This is a genomic window from Buchnera aphidicola str. Ua (Uroleucon ambrosiae), from assembly GCF_000225465.1.
GTDB classification, from domain to species: Bacteria; Pseudomonadota; Gammaproteobacteria; order Enterobacterales; family Enterobacteriaceae; genus Buchnera; species Buchnera aphidicola_B.
Map to the genome: position 1 here is coordinate 586,751 of NC_017259.1, position 22,014 is coordinate 608,764.

Here is a 22,014-nt window from a genome sequence, read left to right on the forward strand (position 1 = left end):
TATGAAAATCAATAAAAATAATAATTTATTACCTAATAAACCAAAAGAAAAATGGAGATATATTCAAAAATTAGAAAATTTATAAAAAAATAATTTTAAAATCAGTTTAATTTTATCATTAAAATTACATATATTTAAACTTTTGCAATAGAAATTTTATTAAAACAAGTGATTTTAAAAATCTATCAAACAATCATATACTATTTTTATAAAATAGTTAATTACATATTATAAATAAGATATTTTTTATAAAAAATTATAAGAAATAAAATATTATTTCAAGAGGCTGTTCTTGTGACTACAATATTAAGTGTCAGATTAAAAAATAAAGTAGTAATTGGAGGTGATGGACAAGCAACTTTAGGCAATACAATTATGAAAAGTAATGTAAAAAAAATTAGATCGCTTTATCATGACCAAGTAATTGCTGGTTTTGCAGGCGGAACTGCAGATGCATTTACTTTGTTTGAAATGTTTGAAAAAAAATTAGCTATGTATCAAGGACAGTTACAACGTGCTGCTATTGAATTAGCAAAAGATTGGCGATCAGATAGAATGTTGCGAAAATTAGAAGCTTTATTAGCAGTAGCTGATAAAGATACTTCATTAATTATTACAGGAAATGGAGATGTCATACAACCTGAAGATGATTTGATAGCTATAGGATCAGGTGGATCTTATGCGCAATCTTCTGCTAAAGCGTTAATAGATAATACAAATTTAAATGCTCATGAAATTGTAGAAAAATCATTACATATAGCTGCTAACATTTGCATATATACAAATCATACATTTACTATAAAAGAACTATTTTCAGAAAATAAGGAATTATCTTTATGTCTGACATGACTCCTCCTCAAATTGTTTCTGAACTTGACAAATTTATAATTGGTCAAGAAAAAGCAAAAAGAGCTGTATCTATTGCATTAAGAAATCGTTGGCGTCGAATGCAATTAAAAAATGAACTACGTCATGAAATTACTCCTAAAAATATTTTAATGATTGGTCCAACAGGAGTAGGTAAAACAGAAATTGCAAGACGTTTAGCGAAATTAGCAAATTCTCCTTTTATCAAAGTTGAAGCTACTAAATTTACTGAAGTTGGATATGTTGGAAAAGAAGTTGATTCAATTATTCGCGATCTAACTGATGCAGCAATAAAAATGATTCGAATTAAAAATATTGAAAATAATAAAATTCGAGTCGAAGAAATAGTAGAAGAAAAAATATTAGATGTACTTGTTCCAAGACCAGATAAAAATTGGACAGAAAATGAAAAAAATGAAAGTCTTTCAAAGACTATTCAAATATTTCGAAAAAAATTACGAGAAGGTTTGTTAGATGAAAAAGAAATAGAAATAAATTTATTATCTACAACTATGGGAATTGAGATTATGGCTCCTCCAGGTATGGAAGATTTAACAAATCAATTACAATCTTTATTTCAAAATTTAGGAGGAAATAAAAAAAACAGAAGACGTCTTAAAATTAAAGATGCAAGAATATTATTAACAGAAGAAGAAGCAACAAAACTAATTAATCAAGAAGAAATTAAAAAAGAAGCAATTAATGCAGTAGAACAAAATGGTATTGTTTTTATTGATGAAATTGATAAAATTTGTAAAAGAGGTGATACTTCTGGTCCAGATATTTCACGAGAAGGAGTGCAAAGAGATTTATTACCTCTAGTTGAAGGATGTACAGTATCAACGAAATATGGAATGGTGAAAACAGATCATATTTTATTTATTGCTTCTGGAGCTTTTCAAACATCTACTCCCTCAGATTTAATTCCAGAATTACAAGGACGTTTACCTATTAAAGTCGAATTACAAGCGCTTACTATAGATGATTTTGAAAAAATTTTAACTGAACCAAGAGCATCTATTACTGCGCAATATAAAGCTCTTATGAATACAGAAGGTGTTGATATTAATTTTACAAAAGAAGGAATACGCAATATCGCAGAAGCAGCTTGGAAAGTAAATGAATCTATGGAAAATATTGGGGCACGTCGATTACATACTGTATTAGAAAAATTAATGGAAGATATTTCATTTAATGCAAGTGATCATCATGGAAAAACAATTAAAATTAATGAACAGTATGTAGGAGAACATTTAGATCAATTAGTATCTAATGAAGATTTAAGTCGTTTTATTTTATGATTTTATTTTAAATATTTATCAGTTTTAAATGTTTGAAAATATATGAATGTTTTTATTATATAAAATATTTTGAATTAATTTTTAATTTGCTATTGAAAAAAAAAAATAAAACCTTACTATGAATAAAAGGATATTTTAATTTTCTTATAGTAAATATTTCAGAAAATATTAACATTTAAATTAATATTTTAATTTTGATAATCAAAAATATTTTTAAGGAGCTTATTATGTCTTACAGTTCTCTTTCATTTGTTCCTAATTTTAATGATAATAATATTTTTTCAAATAGATTTAACCAAATTGATAAAATGTTTAGTACTTTAACAGGGGAAAAACCTATTTCTGATACACCAAAATATAATCTATATCAAATTAATGAAACTGAATATCAATTAATACTCAGCGTGCCAGGGTTTAAAGAAGAAGAATTAGATATCTCTGTCCATAATCACCAGTTATCTATTCAAGGAAAAAAACAAGTTCACAATGAAAGCAAAAAAAAAGAAAATAATAATTGGTTACATAAAGGCATAATATTTAGTAATTTTTCTCTAAACTTTAATTTAGATCATAAAATTCAAGTAAAAAAAGCTGAATTATCTTTAGGTTTATTAAAGTTAAATTTTGAATGCCATATTCCTGAAGAAGAAAAACCAAAAAAAATTTCTATTAATATTCCTAATAATACAAATATAATTGATCAAAAATAAAATTTAAACATATAAAAAAATCTTCATGTATTTTTTAAATATAAACAATCATTGTATTTATCAGAAAAAAGTACAATGATTGTATTTCTAACAATAATTGAGAATAGATAATGAATCCATGGATTATTGCAAATGTTTTAGCAATTAAAAAGTGGACTAATAATTTATTTAGTCTGATTTTAAATGCTTCTATCGATCCTTTTTATGCAGGACAATTCAATAAATTATCTGTTTATGATGATACTAATGTTACCAATCGTAATAGAATTCAAAGAGCATATTCATATCTTAATGCTCCTAAAGATAAGAATATAGAAATTTATATAGTACGCGTTAAAAACGGAAAAATGAGTAATATATTATATAATCTGAAAAGTGGTGATAACATTTTTATTAAACAAAAATCCTTTGGTTTTTTTGTTATTAATGAAATACCAGATTGTAAAAATTTATGGATGTTTGCTACCGGTACTGCTATCGGTCCTTATTGTTCAATATTACAAGAAGGTAAAAATCTTGATAGGTTTAACAAAATTATTTTAATACATGCAGTACGATATCAACATGAATTAACTTATTTACCATTGATGCAAGAATTATACAAACAATATAATGGTAAACTCAACATTCAAACAATTACTAGTCAAGAAAAAAATCATAATTCTTTAACAGGAAGAATACCTATTTTATTACAAAATAATATTTTAGAAAAAAAAGTTGGTTTAACAATACAATCTAATACCTCGCATGTTATGTTATGCGGAAATCCTGCAATGATAAAAGATACATGTTTATTTTTAAAAAATAATAGAAATATGAAAAAACATTTACGTCGTGAAAAAGGTCATATTACTTTAGAAAATTATTGGTAAAAATTTTTAAAATCTAACAACGATCTAACGGAAATGTCATCACTTCATTAATGCTTTTTTTATTTAAGATAAACATAATTAATCGATCTAATCCTATTGCTACTCCAGAGCAATTAGGTAAACCATAAGATAAAGCATCTAATAAATAATTATCTATTTTATGTACAGGAAGATTTATTAAAATACGCTCTTTATTATCTTTAATAAATCTATTTTTTTGTTCGTTAACATCAGTCAGTTCATAAAAACCATTTCCTAGCTCTATACCTTGAAAAAAAATTTCAAATCTTTCTGATATACGAGAATCGTTTTCATGAATAGCTGCAAGAGCTGCTTGTTCTGCAGGAAAATGATACAAAAATAAAGGTGTAGTCTTACCTAAATGAGGTTCAATATGCAAAGTAAATAATAATTGTATGAATTTATTAATATTATTTTCAAGATAAGTTAAATGATTTAGTTTTAATTTTTTAGAAATGTGATTTAATTCTTTTAAATTAGTAGATAAGGGATCAATTTCTAAAAATTTTATGAATATATCTTGATAAGAACTTTTTTTACATGGATTACAATTTAAAATTTTTTGAAAAAATTTATCAATTTCTGAAATAAATTCTTTCATTGTAAAAAAAGGTTGATACCATTCTAACATAGTAAATTCTGGGTTATGATATCGGCCTAATTCTTTATTTCTAAAACTATGAGATATTTGATATATGGGTCCACTTCCTGCTGCTAATAAACGTTTCATGTGATATTCTGGGCTAGTAACTAACCATAACTTTAATTTATCTATATCATTATTAACTTCATAATAGTTAGTTTCAAATGGGACTAAATTGACATCTGTTACTGTTGAACGTGATAATATTGGTGTTTCTACTTCTAAAATTTTTTTTTTAAAAAAAAATAAACGAATGTTAGAAATAATTTCTGCTCTTTTAATTAAATTTTTAATAGAAGCACTAGGTTTCCAAGTATCGTTTTTCATATCTATTCTTCTTTAAGAGTTTATAAGTAAATAAATAAAAATACAAATATGAATAAAACTGCAATTTATCCAGGTACATTTGATCCAATTACATATGGACATTTAGATATTATAATACGTGCAACAAAGATATTTGATAATATTATCATTGCTATTTCTAAAAATACACAAAAAAAACCAATTTTTAATTTACAAGAAAGAATTCAATTGACCCAGAAAGTTACATTGCATCTTAAAAATATTAAAAAAGTACTTGGTTTTAACGATTTACTAGCTAATTTAGCTAAAACAGAAAAATCTAATATTTTAATTAGAGGTGTTCGAACAATCTTTGATTTTGATTATGAAATAAAATTAGCAGCAATTAATAAACAAATTTACCCAAAATTAGATAGCATATTTTTTCTTTCATCGAAAGAAGTTTCATTTATATCTTCCTCATTTGTTAAAGAAATAGCAAAATATAATGGTAATGTTGAACCATATCTACCCAAAGAAGTTCATATCGCATTATTAAAAAAATTTCATAAACAATCTATTAAATAATCATCTTTTATTTTAAAAAAAATGGTAGGATATATACTATAACCTACCATTTTTTTTTAAAACAATTAAAAAATTTTATATTTTTAATTTAAAAAATGTGAATATTTCATTATTGGTTCACGATTTGGAGGAAATACTATAGTTGCACGTATTCCAAAAGATTTATGCTGTTTTTGTGTAGAATGATGATTTGGATTTTCTAAATCAGATCTATGAGTAGCAATTAACTTAATTGCACCATCATTTAAATGATATATTTTATAAGTATGTTGTGAATTAATTAATTTATATTGATTAATTTCTGGATGTTTAGACATAAATTCCAAATATGCTTCACGTAAAAATTTTTTATTTGCATAAGTAGAGATTAATATTTGATGTTCAATATTAGGAACAGTATTTTTAAAATCTTCTATCATTTTTTGACGAGTATCAATAGGGATTAAATGATTATCTATCATTACAAGAAATGGATTAGAATCCGTCATAAAACTTTCTTCTAACTTATTAGATAATTTTAAATATTCATATTTTTCTTGAAATTTTTGAATTATCACGTCAATATTTTGCAATGTATTGAATTCATCTAAAACTGTCCATTTATATTCATTAAAAAAATCATGATAATAAGATTTTTGAATACTTGTATTCATTCTATTTTTAAAATCACTATCTATATTTAAAATTTGTTTTCTTTTTTCTGCATCAAATGTTTGATCAAATCGATCGAAGGGATAATAATTATCCTGATTATCATTAGAATTAACTATAACAGTTTCAAGATCAGGAAATGAACTTTGATTTTGTGGATGAGTAGGATTATTATTTGATTGATTAATAATTTTGATTTTACCTTTATATCTAATATTTTCAATTATAGTTCTTATAAAATTTTTAGAAGATTCAATTGTACTTTTAAGTTGTTGAACATATATAGACAAAGGCATTAAAGATGTATTTTTTTTATGTTTTGTTACATTCGTATTATTAAATGGAAAAAGAAAATGTTTTAAAATAGCAGTATCAAAAAAGTTTGTAGTATGTATTTTAATTTTTTTATAAGTATCTTCCACTGTCTTTTTTAATTGGTTAAAAAAATTTTTATTTGTATTTGAAACATTTAAATTTAATAATTTATTATGATATAATTCTATTTTTTGTATAAAATCATGTAATTCAGATGGATTTAAAATTTTTTTTTATGAATGTTGTATCATTATCTTGAATATTATTGTTTATTATATTTTGATTATCATTTTTATTATCTATATTTTGTTGTACCTCTCCATTTTCTATATTATATTTTTTATAATATTTTTTCTAATTCTTTTTGCATGATATCTAGTAATATTAATGAATTTTCTAAATTTGTTGTATCTTGAACAGAAATAATATCACCTTGAATATTATAATGATTATTTTTTTTGTTTTTTAACTCAGTTATATCTTTTTTATTTTTAACATCGTTTTTACAGTATCTTTATAAATATCTATATCTTTATTTAGATATTTTTGATTTACTATATTTATAGATGAAAAATTGGATAACATAATATTTTTTCCTTAATTATTAATTAATTTTAAGATATCTTTAGAAAAATATTTTATTAATCTAAACATATAAAAAAAAAATTATTAATTTATATTTTAATTATTTTTTTTTAAAAGTCAATTATTAATTTAAAAATAAAAGTATATAAAATATGAAAATATATTTAAATTTAAAATTTTGTAATATAAGAATATTAAATATAATTAATTTATTTAAATTAGAACATGATCCACATGCTTCTATAGGATTATTAGCAAATTATGATTCATTAGAATTATATAATCGAAATAATATCAATCAGAAATCTATTAAAGTTGATTTTTGTTCAAAAAAAAATAATTATCGATGTTTAAATTTTACCAAAAAAAATGAAATTTTATATAAAGTTTCAGGAATAAAAAAATCGTATATACCTTTTATATTAGATTTAACCGCAGGATTAGGTAATGACTCTTTTATATTTTCTTTTTTAGGTTGTCGAGTTTTAATGATAGAACGTCATCCAGTAATTGCTGCATTATTAACCGATGGTTTACAACGAGCTTATCAAAATACAAAAATAGGTGATTGGATAAAAAAAAGATTACATTTAATAGCAACTGATAGTATTAACATTTTAGAATCTTCTATTTTTAAACCAGATATTATTTATCTAGATCCTATGTACCCTATTAGTAAAAATAAATCTTTACCAAAAAAAAATATGCAAATTTTAAGAGTTTTAATAGGACATCACAGCGATGATTATGAAAAAATTTTATATATGTCTAGAAAATTAGCAAAAAATAGAGTTATTATAAAACGCCCTGCTTATGCAAAAGCTATATCCCAAAATAAAATAAATTTTTTTATTAACACTAAACATCATCGTTTTGATATATATCGTCCTTTTTGAATAAATTGAGAGTACATATAAAACATGTACTCTCTTAATATTTTAAAATATTTTATAGATATATACAAAAATATTTTATATTATTAAACATGTAATCCAATATAATAATCCTGATAATAAAATTGAAACAGGTAAAGTTAATATCCATGCTAAACCAATATTTTTTATAGTATTCAGCTGAATTCCATCACCATCAATTAACATAGTACCTGCTACAGAAGACGAGAGAATGTGCGTTGTAGAAACTGGTATACCTGTATAACTAGCAATTCCAATAGAAAGAGAAGTTGTAATTTGAGCAGACATAGCTTGTGCATATGTCATTCTTTTTTTTCCTATTTTTTCACCAATAGTTATCACTATTCTTTTCCAGCCTATCATAGTTCCTATTGATAAAGATAAAGCAATTATTAATATAATCCACGTAGGTGCATATTCAATTGTTTTAAGGAGTATTTTTTTGTTTTGCATTAAAAAATATTTATCTTTTGCATTATTTATTTCAGCAGCATTTTCGGTTTGATCAATCATATTAGCAATACTTAATAAAACATGACGTAGTTGAAATCTTTGTTTAATATTTAACATATTATAATTTGAGATTGTTTTAAGTAATAATTTAGTATTAATAATATTTTTAATAATTAAGTTATTTAATCTTTTTGAATTATGTTGTGCATTTAATATATTTATCTTTTTCTGTAAATAATATTTTTCTAAATTATTAAGTGCATTTTTTGTTGCAAAAATATCATTTTTATTCGCGTGTAAATCTACTAAAAAATTAGATGGTGCAATACCAATTAATACAAGCATAATTAATCCAATACCTTTTTGTCCATCATTTGCACCATGCGCATAACTTACCCCAATAGATGATAAAATTAATGCTATTTTAATTAAAAATGGAGGTTTTATTTTACCATCTATTTTTTCTCTTTCTAAAGGAGTCATATGAATACGATGAAATTTTGTATTATTATTTAAATAATATCTTAAGAAAAAAATTAAACTACCAGCTATAATTAATCCAATAATCGGTGATACAATTAAAGATATAATTACACTAGTTATTTTAGGTAAATTAAATGCATATAATAAAGATGCATGTATAATAATTGCATGTGTTAAACCCACACCAATAATTGCTCCAATAAGTGCATGTGAACTTGAAGCAGGTAAACAAAAATACCAAGTTAATAAATTCCAAATTATTGCTGCTAACAATATTGAAAAAATCATAGAAAGAGCGTTAGTAGAAGTTGTATTAAGCAATAAATCATTAGGTAATAAATGGACAATGGCATAAGCAACAGTAAGACCTCCTAATAACACACCTAAAAAATTAAATATTCCAGATATGATAACAGCAATACGTGCAGACATTGCTCGTGTATATATTAATGTTGATACTGCATTTGCTGTATCATGAAAACCATTAATAGCTTCATAAAATAAAACAAAAAATAAAGCTAAAAAAATTAATAAATTATGATTCATATTAGAACAAAAAAATAAATCTAGCATAATTTTAAGCCATTTTAAATGAATGTAATCAAGTTTAGCATTTGATAAGAAAATATATTTTAGGAAAGAAAATATATCTTTTTTTAGAAATTATTTTTCTTTAATTGAAAAGATAAAAATACTCCAAAACATAAAACTATTATAATAAAAGCAGAAATTCCAGGCCATTTCATATAAAACCAAAAAAATCCACCAAATGTACCGAAAAGACTAGAACCGAGATAATAAAAAAATAAATATAATGATGTCGCTTGAATTTTAGAAATATTAGTATATGATCCAATCCAACTACTAGCAGTAGAATGTGATGCAAAAAAACCACCAGAAAATATTATTAAACCAAAAATAATTGTTAATAATACATTAAATTGTGTAATAAATACTCCTATAATCATTAATAATAATGAAGCAATGAGAATATTATTTTTGTCATATTTATTCATTAAAATACCGGCTTTTGGAGAACTATATACTCCTGTTAAATAAAGAATAGATACTAATCCTATACTAGATTGACAAAGAAAAAATGGTTCTAAGATTAAACGATAACCAATATAATTAAAAATAGTTACAAAACTACCCATAAGTATAAATCCTATTAAAAATAGAATAAATAATCCGGGATTTTTTAATTGAGAATAAAAATGATTTAAAAATTTAGGTAAATTAATAGACATAGACAAAAAATTTTTAGAAGGTGGTAAAAAATATAAAAAAGAACAAGAAGATATAAAAGCAATACAACCAATTATCATTAACGCAATATTCCAAGAAAATTTTTCTGATAAAATACTACTTAATAATCTTCCTGAACAACCTCCTATAGTATTTCCACTAATATACAAACCCATACATAATGATAAAGAATTAGGATGTATTTCTTCGCTAATATATGTCATAGCGACTGCAACAACACCACTTAATGCCAAACCAGTTAATGAACGCAATAAAACAATACTGACCCAACTATTCATCATAGAACAAATAATTGTTAATATAGCTGCTATAAATAAAGACGCTGACATAATTGATTTTCTACCAATCATATCTGACACTGGACCAGTAAATAACATTCCTAAAGCCATTGTAATAGTTGCTGAAGATAAAGATAAACTACTTTGTGCAGGAGTTAAATAAAATTGTTTAGAAAATACTGGTAATATTGATTGTACACAATATAAAATAGAAAAAGTTGCAAAACCACCTGAAAAAAGAGCTAGAATGACTTGATTAAATTTTTTTGTGTTTTTTTTTATATATTCTTTTTTCAAATATTTTTTTTTATGTTTTAATAAAATCAAAATGTAGCCTCATTTTTAATAAGAAATAATTTTATATATATATAAAACCATCATAAATATGTTTTGCAGGTCCTATCATATAAAGAGGATGCCCAAAACCTTCCCATTTTATAATTAAATCTCCACCTAATAATTTAACTCGAACTTTATTAGATAAATCGTTTTTTACTATACCTACTGCTACTGCAGCACAAGCACCACTTCCACAAGCATTAGTTTCACCTACATCACGTTCATATACTCTATATTTAATATATTTTTTATTTACAATTTGCATAAAACCTACATTAATTTTTGATAAAAAAAGCGGGTTACTTTCTATTTTTTTTCCAATGATATTTACAGGAGCGTATTTAATATTTTGTACTTTTAAAATACAATGTGGATTACCGATAGATACAAGACTACAAGTTAAATTAAATAATTTTATTGAAAAATTTTTTTGTGAAATATTTTTAGATAAATTAAAACATGTTAATTTAAAAATAGGTTCTTGCATATTTACTTGAATCAAATTATCAGATAAAAATTCAATAATTAAACGTCCGGTTTTAGTACTAACTAAAATTTTTTTTTTATTAGTTAAATTTTTTAATAATAAAAAACGTCCAACACATCGTGCACCATTTCCACATTGTTCAACTTCATTTCCATTAGAATTAAAAATACGGTAATGAAAATCAAATAAAGGATTATATGATTTTTCTATAATTAATAATTGATCAAAGCCAATACCAGTATGTCGATTAGACAATTTTTTTATAAACACTGATGATAAAATAAAATTTTCTTTAATACAATTAATAACCATAAAATCATTTCCTAATCCATGCATTTTAGAAAATTTTATTTTTTTTTTATTTTGATAGTATAAATTCATATTTTCCTCATTATAAAGAATTATTGTATTAGATATCAATTTTATAAGATTATATATAAAATATCACATGATATTTATGATATAAATTTGATTAAGTTATAATATATAACTTAATATATTAAACATTAATAAATTAAAGGTATTGAGTAATGAAGAAAATAAAAATTCTCAAAGAAGAGAAAGGTAATTTTTATATTTTAGTTAACAAATTGTTTTGTCAGATAGAAGATAAGTTAAAATTATATGAAAATAAAATTGATTTAGATTATATAATTCAAGATTATGTTATGACTATTAGTTTTTCAAAAAAAAATTTAATTATAATTAATAAACAGGAAATATTAAGACAAATCTGGTTAGCTACGACATTAAATGGATATCATTTTAATTATATTAACAATCAATGGATATGTAATCGAACAAACAAAAATTTTTGGGAAATATTTGAAAATGCATTTTTGATACAATCAAAAAAAATGTAATATTCTATAAAGAATAAATAAATAATAATATCATATATAAAATTTTTTATATAAAATTTTCAAACAATATAACACTATTTGTTATATTTTATAATTGTAGAATATTATTTTTTCATAAAAATATATTTATTCATAAAATTTAAAATGCATCTAAATATGAATAGTAATATGCAAAATAAAACCTTAAGAATTGCAACTAGAAAAAGTCCTTTAGCTTTAGCACAAACAAATTATGTTCAAAAAAAAATACTGTCTCTATATCCTGAAATTAAAATCAAATTAGTTCCTATTGTTACTCATGGAGATAATATTTTAAATAAGTCTCTTTCAAAAATTGGAGGTAAAGGTTTATTTATTAAAGAATTAGAATATGCTCTTCTTGAAAATAAAGCAGATATTGCTATTCATTCAATGAAAGATCTTCCAGTAAATATTACAAAAGAATTATGTTTAGTCAGTATATGCAAAAGAGGTGACGCTTTAGATGCATTGGTTTCTAATCATTATAAATCAATAAATCAATTACCTAAAGGAGCTGTAGTTGGTACTTCTAGTTTAAGACGACAATGTCAATTAATTACTTATCGACCAGATTTAATTATTTTACCTTTACGGGGTAATATAGAAACTAGAATAGCTAAATTAGATAAAGGACAATATGATGCTATCATTCTTGCTACTGAAGGATTAAATAGATTAAGACTAAAAAATAGAATTACTCAAGTTATACCTGCAGAATTATCTCTTCCTTCATGTGGACAAGGTGCTATTGGTATTCAGTCTAGATTACATGATAAAAAAATTTTATTTTTTTTATCTCAATTAAATCATAACAACACGCTTCTTGAAATTAATACTGAAAGAGCATTTTGTAGACAATTGGAATCAGGTTGTCAAATTCCCATTGGTAGTTATGCAATTTTAAAAAAAAATAAAATTTGGTTGAGAGGGTTAATAGGTTCACCTAATGGGAAAATAATATTAAAAGGTGAAAGAATTGGTTGGTATAACACAGGAGAAAAAATGGGATATTCACTTGCTAAAGAATTACTGAATAATGGAGCTAAAAATATTCTTAACAATCTTTATAAAAACCATTCTTATTATATATGAAAATATTAATTATGCGACCTTCTCCATCCGGAGAAGAATTAGTAAAAAATTTAAATACATTAAATATAAACTCTTGGCATTTTTCTTTTTTTAATTTTGCACCTAGTGTAAGTAATCAAAACTTATCAAATAAAATTTTTGAACTATATCAATCGAACATTATTCTTGTTTTTTCTAAAATGTCTATTTATTATACAAATTTATATCTAAAAAAAAATAATTTAAAATGGCCTGCTCATGTAAAATATTATGCTATTGGTCATAATACAGCTGCTTGTTTAAGAAAATATGTAAAAAAAAATTTTTTTTCCTAAAAATCAAGAAAATAGTGAAGAATTATTAAATATTTTATATAAAAATATAAAAAAACAAGATAAAATTATTTTATTACAGGGAGAAAATGGACGAAATTTTATTCAGAAATACTTAACAATACAAGGTTTTAAAATTAGTTTAATTGAATGTTATAAACGAGTATTAAAAATTTCAGACAACATTGAAGAAATAAAAAAGTGGCATGCATACCATATAGATACATTAATTATTACTAATGGTGAAACATTAAAAGAATTAAAAAAAATAATTTCTAATTATCATCAGGCAAAATGGTTGCTAACATGTCAAATATTTGTTGTTGGTCAAAGATTATTTATCTTAGCAAAAAAATTAGGTTGGAAAAAAATAATAATTTCACATTATGCAAATAATGAGTTTTTATTAAAAATTATTAAAAATAATAGTTTAAATAGTTAATTTTTTTGGTCGGCGAAAGAGGATTTGAACCTCTGACCTACTGGTCCCAAACCAGTTGCGCTACCAAACTGCGCTATTCGCCGTTTTTAATTTTTTTGGGGTGGCTAATGGGATTTGAACCCATGACCACTGGAATCACAATCCAGAGCTCTACCAGCTGAGCTATAGCCACCAATTTTTAAAAGTATTTTTAAACAAAGTGCGCTCGACAGGGTTTGAACCTGATACCTCTATCTTCGGAAGATAGTGCTCTATCCAGATGAGCTACGAGCGCATTAATAAGCAAGATCATTAGATTTTAGAATTAATCATCTTTATTGTCCAGTTTTTTTTATAAAAATTAGATATAAATTATTATTTATATTTCAATAAATATATATTATTTAAATAATATTTTATTTTTTAATATAAAATAAGTTTATATTTAAAATTTATGAACGTTTCATCATATCAAAAAATTCATCATTAGTTTTAGTCATAGAAAGCTTATTTAATAAAAATTCCATTGCATCTATTTCACTCATGGGATGAATGATTTTTCTTAAAATCCACATTTTTTGAAGTTCATCTGGTAATGTTAATAATTCTTCTTTTCTAGTTCCAGATCGATTATAATCAATTGCTGGAAATACACGTTTTTCTGCAATTTTTCTAGATAAAGGAAGCTCCATATTACCTGTTCCCTTAAATTCTTCATAAATTACTTCATCCATTTTAGAACCAGTATCTACTAATGCAGTTGCAATAATAGTTAAACTTCCTCCTTCTTCTACATTACGTGCAGCACCAAAAAATCTTTTAGGTCTATGTAAAGCATTAGCATCTACTCCACCTGTTAAAACTTTTCCAGATGCCGGTACAACCGTATTATAAGCACGTGCTAAACGTGTAATAGAATCTAGTAAAATAATTACATCTTTTTTATGTTCTACTAATCTTTTAGCTTTTTCAATCACCATTTCGGCTACTTGAACATGTCTCGATGCTGGTTCATCAAAGGTAGATGCAACTACTTCACCTTTAACTAATCTTTGCATTTCAGTTACTTCTTCTGGTCTTTCATCGATTAGCAAGACCATTAAAACACAATCTGGATGATTATAAGCAATACTTTGTGCAATATTTTGAAGTAATATTGTTTTACCTGCTTTTGGAGGAGCAACAATTAGTCCTCTTTGTCCTCTTCCAATTGGAGAAGCTAAATCTAAAACTCTTGCTGTTAAATCTTCAGTTGATCCGTTACCACGTTCCATTCTCAATCTAGAATTAGCATGTAATGGTGTTAGATTTTCAAATAATATTTTGCTTCTTGCGTTTTCTGGTTTATCATAATTTACTTCATTAACTTTAAGCAGAGCGAAATATCTTTCGCCTTCTTTAGGTGGTCTAATTTTTCCAGAAATAGTATCACCAGTACGTAAATTAAATCTACGAATTTGACTTGGTGAAACATAAATATCATCAGGACCAGCTAAATAAGAACTATCTGCAGAACGCAAAAATCCGAATCCATCTTGAAGTATTTCTAAAACACCATCTCCAAATATATCTTCTCCACTTTTTGCATGTTGTTTAAGAATCGTAAAAATAATATCTTGTTTACGCATACGCGCTAAATTTTCTAACCCCATTTTTTCACCAAGAGTAATTAATTCAGAAACTGGCATATTTTTAAGTGCAGTAAGGTTCATAATGGTGGGTTCTTAGTAAAATCGGGGTAAATCGCTCGAAATAAAAAATTATGATATAAATTTAAAATTTATTGATAAATTTAAAATGAAATTAAATTTTTAATATGTTTATTTTGTATTTCATGATGTTTTAATATTTTTTTTTATGTGTTCATCTAAAAATTCTTTAAGTTGTATTTTAGAAATTGCACCAACTTTTGTAGCTAGTACTTCACTATTATAAAACAATAATAGTGTTGGAATACTTCGAATAGAATACATTGGTGCAATATTAGAATATTCTTCAATATTTACTTTTCCTATGGAAATATTAGAATATTCTTCTGCTATTTCTTCTAAAATAGGAGCTAATATTTTACAAGGATTACACCATGGAGCCCAAAAATCAACTAAAAAAAAATTTTTTGATTGTAAAACTTTATTTTTAAAATTTTGTTCAGTTAGTTCAATTATTTTATTCATTTAAGTGTTTTACTCGAAAATAAGAAATTATAATTAATAGATTTTAAAACTCTATAATATAAAATTATATTCTATCATTTTTCATAACTTTTTTAAAACTAAATTTAAAAAATTTATTGATAATTATTTTATCTGTGATGTTATATTATTTTTTTATAATTTTTTTAAGATTATATATTTTAAATTTGTTTTCTTCTATTTTTTCAATAGATTGTTTTAAAATGTATGTCTTATCCCATTTTAAATCTTCATGGGGTAATTCAGATAAAAACCTACTAGGTAACATGTTTACTCTTTTTCCATATTTCTGATATATTTGAGGATAAGTAAAAAATAATTGTTTTTTTGCTCGAGTGATTCCAACATAAGTTAATCGTCTTTCTTCTTCTAAATTATTATTATCAATACTTTTTTGATTAGGCAGAATACCTTCACACATACCAATAATAAATACTGTAGAAAATTCTAATCCCTTAGAAGCATGTAAAGTCATTAATTGTACTTGATTTTTTTTTTCTTCTGTTGTATTTTCATCTGAAAAATCGCGAATAGTCATTCTTTCAACAATTTGTGATAAATTCATTGGTTGTTCAAATGAATTTCCTTCAAGCATATTTTTAAACCATTTTGATAAAGTATTAATATTATTTATGCTATTTTGAATTTTATTAGGTTCTTTGAATGTTTTAGCAATCCATTCTTTATAATTAATATCATGAATTATATCATCAATAATATTATATTTTTTTAAAAAAGATTTTTTAGTAAATTCTTTAATTTTGAAAATAAATTCTTTAATTTTATTAATAGTGTTTTTTTTTAAAAAACTATTTATTTCTAAATTATCGCTTACTTGAAAAAAACTTGTTTTTGTTTGATTAGCCTTTTCTTCTATTTTTTTTAATGTAATCTTACCAATTTTACGTGAAGGAATATTGATAATACGCATAAATGCATAATCATCGTGAGGATTAATAATTAGACGTAGGTAACTTAATAAATATTTTATTTCAGGACGAGCAAAAAATGATGATTTTTCAGAAATGCAATATGGAATATTTTTTTTTACTAGTATTTTTTCAAGAATACGAGATTGATAGTTACCTCTATATAAAATAGCATAATCTTGATATTTTGTATTATTTTTGATGTTTTGAATTATAATTGTTTTAACTATTTTTTCAGCTTCGTGTTCTTCATTTTTTCCTATTAATATTTTAATACTTTTTCCATATTGTAATTGAGAAAATAATTTTTTTTCTAGATAATAATGTGTATTATGAGCAATTAAATGATTAGCAGCTTTTAATATTCTTCCTGAAGATCGATAATTATGTTCCATTTTCATAATTTTTAAATTATGAAAATCTTTTTGTAATGAATGAATATTTTTTGGATTTGCTCCTCTCCATGTATAAATAGATTGGTTATCATCTCCTACTAATGTAAAATTCGAATTAGACTGAGTAAGCATTTTTATTAATTCATATTGACTATTATTTGTATCTTGATATTCATCGACTAATAAATAAGAAATTTTTTTTTGCCAACGAGTTTGTATTGTTTTATTTTTTTTTAATAATAATGTAGGTATACAAATTAGATCATCAAAATCTAATATATTTGCTTGAAAAAGATAATTATTATATTTTTCATAAATATATGCATAAAACTCTTCCTCATGAGATTGAGTTAATTGATATACTTTTTTAGGTGTTAAAAATTGATTTTTCCAATAAGAAATCATAAAATTGATTTTTTTTAATAATTTAATATTATTTATATTTTTTTTTTGACATATTTTTTTTAATAAATGTATCTGATCTTTTTCATCAAAAAGAGTGAAATTATTATTTAATTTTAATTCTTTAATCTCTTTTTTAATAATTTTTAATCCTAAAGAATGAAAAGTAGAAACAATAATTTGATTTACTTTTAAACAATTTAAATATTTTGATAAACGTATTTTCATTTCATAAGCAGCTTTATTAGTAAAAGTAATTGCTGCAATGTTATTAGGTTTATATTTACATTTATCAATTAAATAAATAATTTTATTAATAATCACTTTTGTTTTACCAGAACCAGCCCCTGCTAATATTAAACAGGGACCATTGATATATTTAATAGCTTTTTTTTGAACAATATTTAGACACATATAAAATCACAAAGTTTAATTTATAAAATATATTACAAAATTTTAAAAAATATTTTAGATATTCTTATTTTGCAACTGTAATTTCTTTCATTTCTTTCATATAGCTTCGTAGCTTACGTCCAATAATTTCTATAGGATGATTACGAATCATGTCATTAATTTGATATAATTCAATATTATTAGTTGATTGGTTTAATAATGATGAACCAAGATCATATATATGTGTTGTAGATATAAATTTTTTTAAAATAGGGTATGCTGATTCAAAAAAAAGATAACTACCATATTCAGCAGTATCGGAAATTACTTTATTCATTTCATATAATTTTTTTCTTGCAATAGTATTAGCAATTAATGGCAATTCATGTAAAGATTCATAATATGCTGATTCTGCTATAATACCTGAATTAATCATTGTTTCAAAAGATAATTCAATTCCAGCTTTTAATATAGCAATCATTAATATACCATGATCATAATATTCTTGTTCTGGTATCTTTTTAATATAAATAGGTGCTTTTTCGAAAGATGTATCTTTAGTTTGTTTTCTCCAATCTAATAATTTTTTATCATTATTTTTCCAATCTTTCATCATTTCACTTGAAAATTCTCCAGAAATAATATTGTTCATATGTTGTTGAAATAATGATGTTAATATTTTTTTAATTTTTTCAGAAATTTTATAAGCTCTTATTTTAGATGGATTAGATAATCGATCCATCATTAATGTAATACCACCATGTTTTAAAGATTCTGTAATAGTTTCCCATCCATTCTGTATTAATTTTGCTGCATATGCAGGATCATGTTTATTTGTAATTAATTTTTCATAACATAATATTGAAGCAGTTTGAAGCATTCCACATAAAATAGTTTGTTCACCCATTAAATCAGATTTAACTTCAGCGATAAAAGATGATTCAAGTACACCTGCACGATGTGATCCAATAGAAAAAGACCATGCTTTTGCTATTTCTAAACCTTTTTGATGAATGTCATTTTCATTATGCACTGCAATTAATGTAGGTACACCAAACCCTCTTTTATATTCTTCTCGTACTTCAGTTCCAGGGCATTTAGGAGCTACCATAATAACAGTAATGTCTTTTCTAATTATTTCTCCAAATTCTACAATATTAAATCCATGTGAATAACCTAAATAAGAATTTTTTTTCATTAATTTTTGTAAGGTTGTTACTACATTGTGATGTTCTTTATCAGGAGTTAAATTAATTACCAAATCAGCATTAGGTATTAATGATTCATAATCATCTACTTTAAAATTATTTTCAGTTGCATTGATCCAAGATTGATTTTTCTTTAAAATACTGTTTTTTTTTAATGCAAAAGAAATATTTAATCCAGAGTCTCTCATGTTAAGTCCTTGGTTTAAACCTTGAGCACCACAACCTACAATAACTATATTTTTATTTTTTAAAATATTATTTTTGTTATTAAATTCATTTTTTTTCATAAAACGACATTTTTTTATTTGATTAATTTTTTGACTAAAATTTAATGCATTAAAATAATTCATTATTAAAACTCCTATTTTATTTAAAAAATATATATTTAGATATCAGATAGTTTTTGATAATCTCTAACAGCTCCTTTGTCAGCACTCGTACAAAAAAAAGAATATGCTTTTAAAGCTTCAGAAATATATCTTATTCGATTTTTTGGTTTATAAGATAAAGTTCCTTGCGCATTTTCTTGAATCAAGCGATGAGATAATTCTTTTTTTGTGATGTCTAAATGAATACTTCTATTAGGAATATTAATGTGAATTATATCGCCATTTTTAACTAAAGCAATCATCCCTTTATTTGCTGCTTCAGGTGAAATATGTCCTATAGATAATCCTGATGTACCTCCTGAAAATCTACCATCAGTAATTAATGCACATTTTTTTTCTAATTTCATAGATTTTAAATATGTTGTTGGATATAACATTTCTTGCATACCTGGACCGCCTTTAGGGCCTTCATAGCGAATCACAATTACATCTCCAGGAACTATTTGATTATTTAAAATAGCATCTACAGCAGATTCTTGACTTTCATATACTTTAGCAACTCCTGAAAAAATATAATTATTTTTTTCTATCCCAGCTGTTTTAACTATACAACCATTTTTTGCTAAATTTCCATATAAAATTGCTAATCCTCCATCTTGACTATAAGCATATTTACAAGATCGAATGCAACCATTTTGACGATCATAATCTAATTTTTTCCATCTAAAATCTTGAGAATATGGTTTAATTGTACGCAAGCCTCCTGGTCCAGCTTGAAACATTTTAATGATATTAGTATTTTTAGTTTTAAAAATATCGTATTGATTTAATGTTTCTTCTAAATTAAGTTGTAAAACATTTTTCGTGTTTTTATTTAATAAATTAGCATGATTTAATTCTCTTAAAATTCCCATTACACCTCCTGCACGATGGACGTCTTCAATATGATATTTTGAAGTACTTGGAGACACTTTACAAATATGAGGAATTTTTTTAGAAATGATATTAATATCTGACATATTAAATTTGATTTTTGCTTCTTGAGCTGCAGCTAATAAATGCAAAATAGTATTAGTTGATCCTCCCATTGCAATATCTAACATCATTGCATTTTGAAAAGATTCTAGATTCGCAATGTTTCTAGGTAAAACATCTTTATTATTATTTTCGTAGTATGCTTTAGTAATTTTTACAATAATTTTTGCAGATTCAATAAATAAATTTTTACGATCAATATGAGTAGCTAGTAATGTTCCATTTCCTGGTAAAGATAAACCTAATACTTCAGTTAAACAATTCATAGAATTAGCTGTAAACATACCTGAACAAGAACCACATGTAGGACAAGCAGATATTTCAATATTTTTAATTAAATTATTTGATGCATTAGAATCTCCTCCATGAACAATAGCATCAACTAAATCGATTTTTACAGTTTTATTATTTTTTTTAATTTTTCCTGCCTCCATGGGTCCACCTGATACAAAAATTGATGGTATGTTTAGTCGCAATGATGCCATTAACATGCCTGGAGTTATTTTGTCACAATTTGAAATACAAATCATTGCATCAGCACAATGTGCATTAATGACATATTCTATTGAATCTGAAATTAATTCGCGTGATGGAAGGGAATATAACATACCAGAATGTCCCATAGCTATTCCATCATCTATTGCAATAGTGTTAAATTCTTTTGCAACACCGCCATATTTTTGAATTGCATTAGATATTAGTTTGCCTACTTCTTGTAAATGAATATGACCTGGAACAAATTGAGAAAATGAATTCACTACTGCAATAATTGGTTTTTTAAAGTCTTCATCAGTCATACCTGTAGCTCGCCATAATGCTCTTGCTCCAGACATATTTCTACCATGAGTGGTTTTAACAGAACGATATTGAATCATTTCAGAAAACTCCAGAAAAAAATAATAATTTTTAAAAAAATATTTAATATCAATTTCTTATAACTATTTTAAAATTATAATGTTTTTGAAAAAATAGTATTTTAGATATTATTTTTTTTAAAAATGAAAATAAATGAGGAATTATATTTTTATATAATTAAAAACTTGATGTTGATATCTTTTAAATTATTTTATTTTTTTTTCATTAAAATCTTAATTTAAAATTTGCAACAAGTGAGATTATTTCAGGGGCGGAAGGATTTGAACCTACAACTTTCGGTTTTGGAGACCGATGCTCTACCAATTGAACTACGCCCCTAACAATTTTGAAAATTATTGAAAAAATATTATATTCTTAATATTCATCAAAGTCTAGCATGTATTACATAATATTCTAAAATAATAAATTTAAAAATTTTTTAAACCTAATTTTTTTAAAATGATAGAATATAAATATTAGAATATTATTTAAAGGTAAATATTTTTT

The 22,014-nt window shown here is 24.0% G+C and carries 20 protein-coding genes and 4 tRNA genes; 10 read left to right on the top strand and 14 right to left on the bottom strand.

What is annotated here, in order from left to right:
- The first annotated feature begins 294 nt into the window (after positions 1 to 294).
- From hslV to BUAMB_RS02765, 4 genes are all read left to right on the top strand, one after another.
- Positions 295 to 849: an ATP-dependent protease subunit HslV gene (gene hslV, locus BUAMB_RS02750; protein ID WP_014500242.1), complete on the top strand. Its 555-nt coding sequence runs from the start codon at positions 295 to 297 to the stop codon at positions 847 to 849.
- Positions 837 to 2,168, top strand: a complete 1,332-nt coding sequence (gene hslU / locus BUAMB_RS02755; RefSeq protein ID WP_014500243.1) for an HslU--HslV peptidase ATPase subunit — start codon at positions 837 to 839, stop codon at positions 2,166 to 2,168. Before hslV ends, hslU begins: the two co-directional genes overlap by 13 nt.
- A gap of 227 nt (positions 2,169 to 2,395) precedes the next feature.
- A complete protein-coding gene (locus BUAMB_RS02760; protein WP_014500244.1) occupies positions 2,396 to 2,878 on the top strand; it encodes an Hsp20 family protein in 483 nt (160 codons plus the stop codon).
- A 110-nt stretch (positions 2,879 to 2,988) separates the two neighbouring features.
- Positions 2,989 to 3,750 (top strand): ferredoxin--NADP(+) reductase, encoded by a 762-nt coding sequence (locus BUAMB_RS02765; protein ID WP_014500245.1) that lies wholly within the window; start codon positions 2,989 to 2,991, stop codon positions 3,748 to 3,750.
- Positions 3,751 to 3,763: 13 nt separating this feature from the next.
- On the opposite strand, the gene epmA is transcribed toward BUAMB_RS02765, so the two are convergent.
- Positions 3,764 to 4,741, bottom strand: coding sequence for an elongation factor P--(R)-beta-lysine ligase (epmA, locus tag BUAMB_RS02770; protein WP_014500246.1), 978 nt, complete (start codon positions 4,739 to 4,741; stop codon positions 3,764 to 3,766).
- Between the two features lie 48 nt (positions 4,742 to 4,789).
- Between epmA and coaD the strand changes: the two genes are divergently transcribed.
- Positions 4,790 to 5,287 (top strand): pantetheine-phosphate adenylyltransferase, encoded by a 498-nt coding sequence (coaD, locus tag BUAMB_RS02775; RefSeq protein WP_014500247.1) that lies wholly within the window; start codon positions 4,790 to 4,792, stop codon positions 5,285 to 5,287.
- A gap of 83 nt (positions 5,288 to 5,370) precedes the next feature.
- On the opposite strand, the gene BUAMB_RS03145 is transcribed toward coaD, so the two are convergent.
- Positions 5,371 to 6,360, bottom strand: coding sequence for a hypothetical protein (locus tag BUAMB_RS03145; protein ID WP_226988375.1), 990 nt, complete (start codon positions 6,358 to 6,360; stop codon positions 5,371 to 5,373).
- A 630-nt stretch (positions 6,361 to 6,990) separates the two neighbouring features.
- Between BUAMB_RS03145 and BUAMB_RS02785 the strand changes: the two genes are divergently transcribed.
- A complete protein-coding gene (locus tag BUAMB_RS02785; protein ID WP_014500249.1) occupies positions 6,991 to 7,734 on the top strand; it encodes a class I SAM-dependent methyltransferase in 744 nt (247 codons plus the stop codon).
- A 75-nt stretch (positions 7,735 to 7,809) separates the two neighbouring features.
- Here BUAMB_RS02785 and BUAMB_RS02790 read toward each other — a convergent pair whose 3' ends face one another.
- The 3 genes from BUAMB_RS02790 to dapF form a co-directional block, all read right to left on the bottom strand.
- The gene (locus BUAMB_RS02790) at positions 7,810 to 9,261 is read right to left on the bottom strand and encodes an inorganic phosphate transporter (RefSeq protein ID WP_014500250.1); all 1,452 of its coding nucleotides are present in this window, start codon (positions 9,259 to 9,261) and stop codon (positions 7,810 to 7,812) included.
- Between the two features lie 83 nt (positions 9,262 to 9,344).
- Positions 9,345 to 10,562: an MFS transporter gene (locus BUAMB_RS02795; protein WP_014500251.1), complete on the bottom strand. Its 1,218-nt coding sequence runs from the start codon at positions 10,560 to 10,562 to the stop codon at positions 9,345 to 9,347.
- A 31-nt stretch (positions 10,563 to 10,593) separates the two neighbouring features.
- Entirely contained in the window at positions 10,594 to 11,412 is an 819-nt protein-coding gene (gene dapF, locus BUAMB_RS02800; protein WP_193372449.1) for a diaminopimelate epimerase, read from the bottom strand.
- 179 nt (positions 11,413 to 11,591) lie between these two features.
- Between dapF and cyaY the strand changes: the two genes are divergently transcribed.
- The 4 genes from cyaY (at position 11,592) to BUAMB_RS02820 (ending at position 13,790) form a co-directional block, all read left to right on the top strand.
- On the top strand, positions 11,592 to 11,924 hold the full coding sequence (cyaY, locus tag BUAMB_RS02805) for an iron donor protein CyaY (RefSeq protein WP_014500253.1): 333 nt from the start codon (positions 11,592 to 11,594) through the stop codon (positions 11,922 to 11,924).
- 168 nt (positions 11,925 to 12,092) lie between these two features.
- Complete coding sequence (gene hemC, locus BUAMB_RS02810) at positions 12,093 to 13,037, top strand: hydroxymethylbilane synthase (protein ID WP_014500254.1); 945 nt, start codon at positions 12,093 to 12,095, stop codon at positions 13,035 to 13,037.
- 11 nt (positions 13,038 to 13,048) lie between these two features.
- Positions 13,049 to 13,351: a uroporphyrinogen-III synthase gene (locus tag BUAMB_RS02815; protein ID WP_226988376.1), complete on the top strand. Its 303-nt coding sequence runs from the start codon at positions 13,049 to 13,051 to the stop codon at positions 13,349 to 13,351.
- Positions 13,352 to 13,382: 31 nt separating this feature from the next.
- On the top strand, positions 13,383 to 13,790 hold the full coding sequence (locus tag BUAMB_RS02820; protein ID WP_044035088.1) for a uroporphyrinogen-III synthase: 408 nt from the start codon (positions 13,383 to 13,385) through the stop codon (positions 13,788 to 13,790).
- 6 nt (positions 13,791 to 13,796) lie between these two features.
- On the opposite strand, the gene BUAMB_RS02825 is transcribed toward BUAMB_RS02820, so the two are convergent.
- From BUAMB_RS02825 to BUAMB_RS02865, 9 genes are all read right to left on the bottom strand, one after another.
- Positions 13,797 to 13,873, bottom strand: a tRNA-Pro gene (locus BUAMB_RS02825).
- Positions 13,874 to 13,886: 13 nt separating this feature from the next.
- Positions 13,887 to 13,962: transfer RNA gene (locus tag BUAMB_RS02830), tRNA-His, on the bottom strand.
- Positions 13,963 to 13,990: 28 nt separating this feature from the next.
- Positions 13,991 to 14,064: transfer RNA gene (locus tag BUAMB_RS02835), tRNA-Arg, on the bottom strand.
- A 157-nt stretch (positions 14,065 to 14,221) separates the two neighbouring features.
- Positions 14,222 to 15,481 carry a transcription termination factor Rho gene (rho, locus tag BUAMB_RS02840; RefSeq protein WP_014500255.1) on the bottom strand — a complete coding sequence of 420 codons (1,260 nt, stop codon included), beginning with the start codon at positions 15,479 to 15,481 and terminating at the stop codon, positions 14,222 to 14,224.
- Positions 15,482 to 15,601: 120 nt separating this feature from the next.
- Entirely contained in the window at positions 15,602 to 15,943 is a 342-nt protein-coding gene (gene trxA, locus BUAMB_RS02845) for a thioredoxin (protein WP_014500256.1), read from the bottom strand.
- A gap of 145 nt (positions 15,944 to 16,088) precedes the next feature.
- Complete coding sequence (locus BUAMB_RS02850; protein WP_014500257.1) at positions 16,089 to 18,101, bottom strand: UvrD-helicase domain-containing protein; 2,013 nt, start codon at positions 18,099 to 18,101, stop codon at positions 16,089 to 16,091.
- 64 nt (positions 18,102 to 18,165) lie between these two features.
- Positions 18,166 to 19,638 (bottom strand): ketol-acid reductoisomerase, encoded by a 1,473-nt coding sequence (gene ilvC / locus BUAMB_RS02855; protein WP_014500258.1) that lies wholly within the window; start codon positions 19,636 to 19,638, stop codon positions 18,166 to 18,168.
- A 35-nt stretch (positions 19,639 to 19,673) separates the two neighbouring features.
- Positions 19,674 to 21,527 carry a dihydroxy-acid dehydratase gene (gene ilvD / locus BUAMB_RS02860; protein ID WP_014500259.1) on the bottom strand — a complete coding sequence of 618 codons (1,854 nt, stop codon included), beginning with the start codon at positions 21,525 to 21,527 and terminating at the stop codon, positions 19,674 to 19,676.
- Between the two features lie 246 nt (positions 21,528 to 21,773).
- A tRNA-Trp gene (locus tag BUAMB_RS02865) sits at positions 21,774 to 21,846 on the bottom strand.
- Positions 21,847 to 22,014 lie beyond the last annotated feature (168 nt).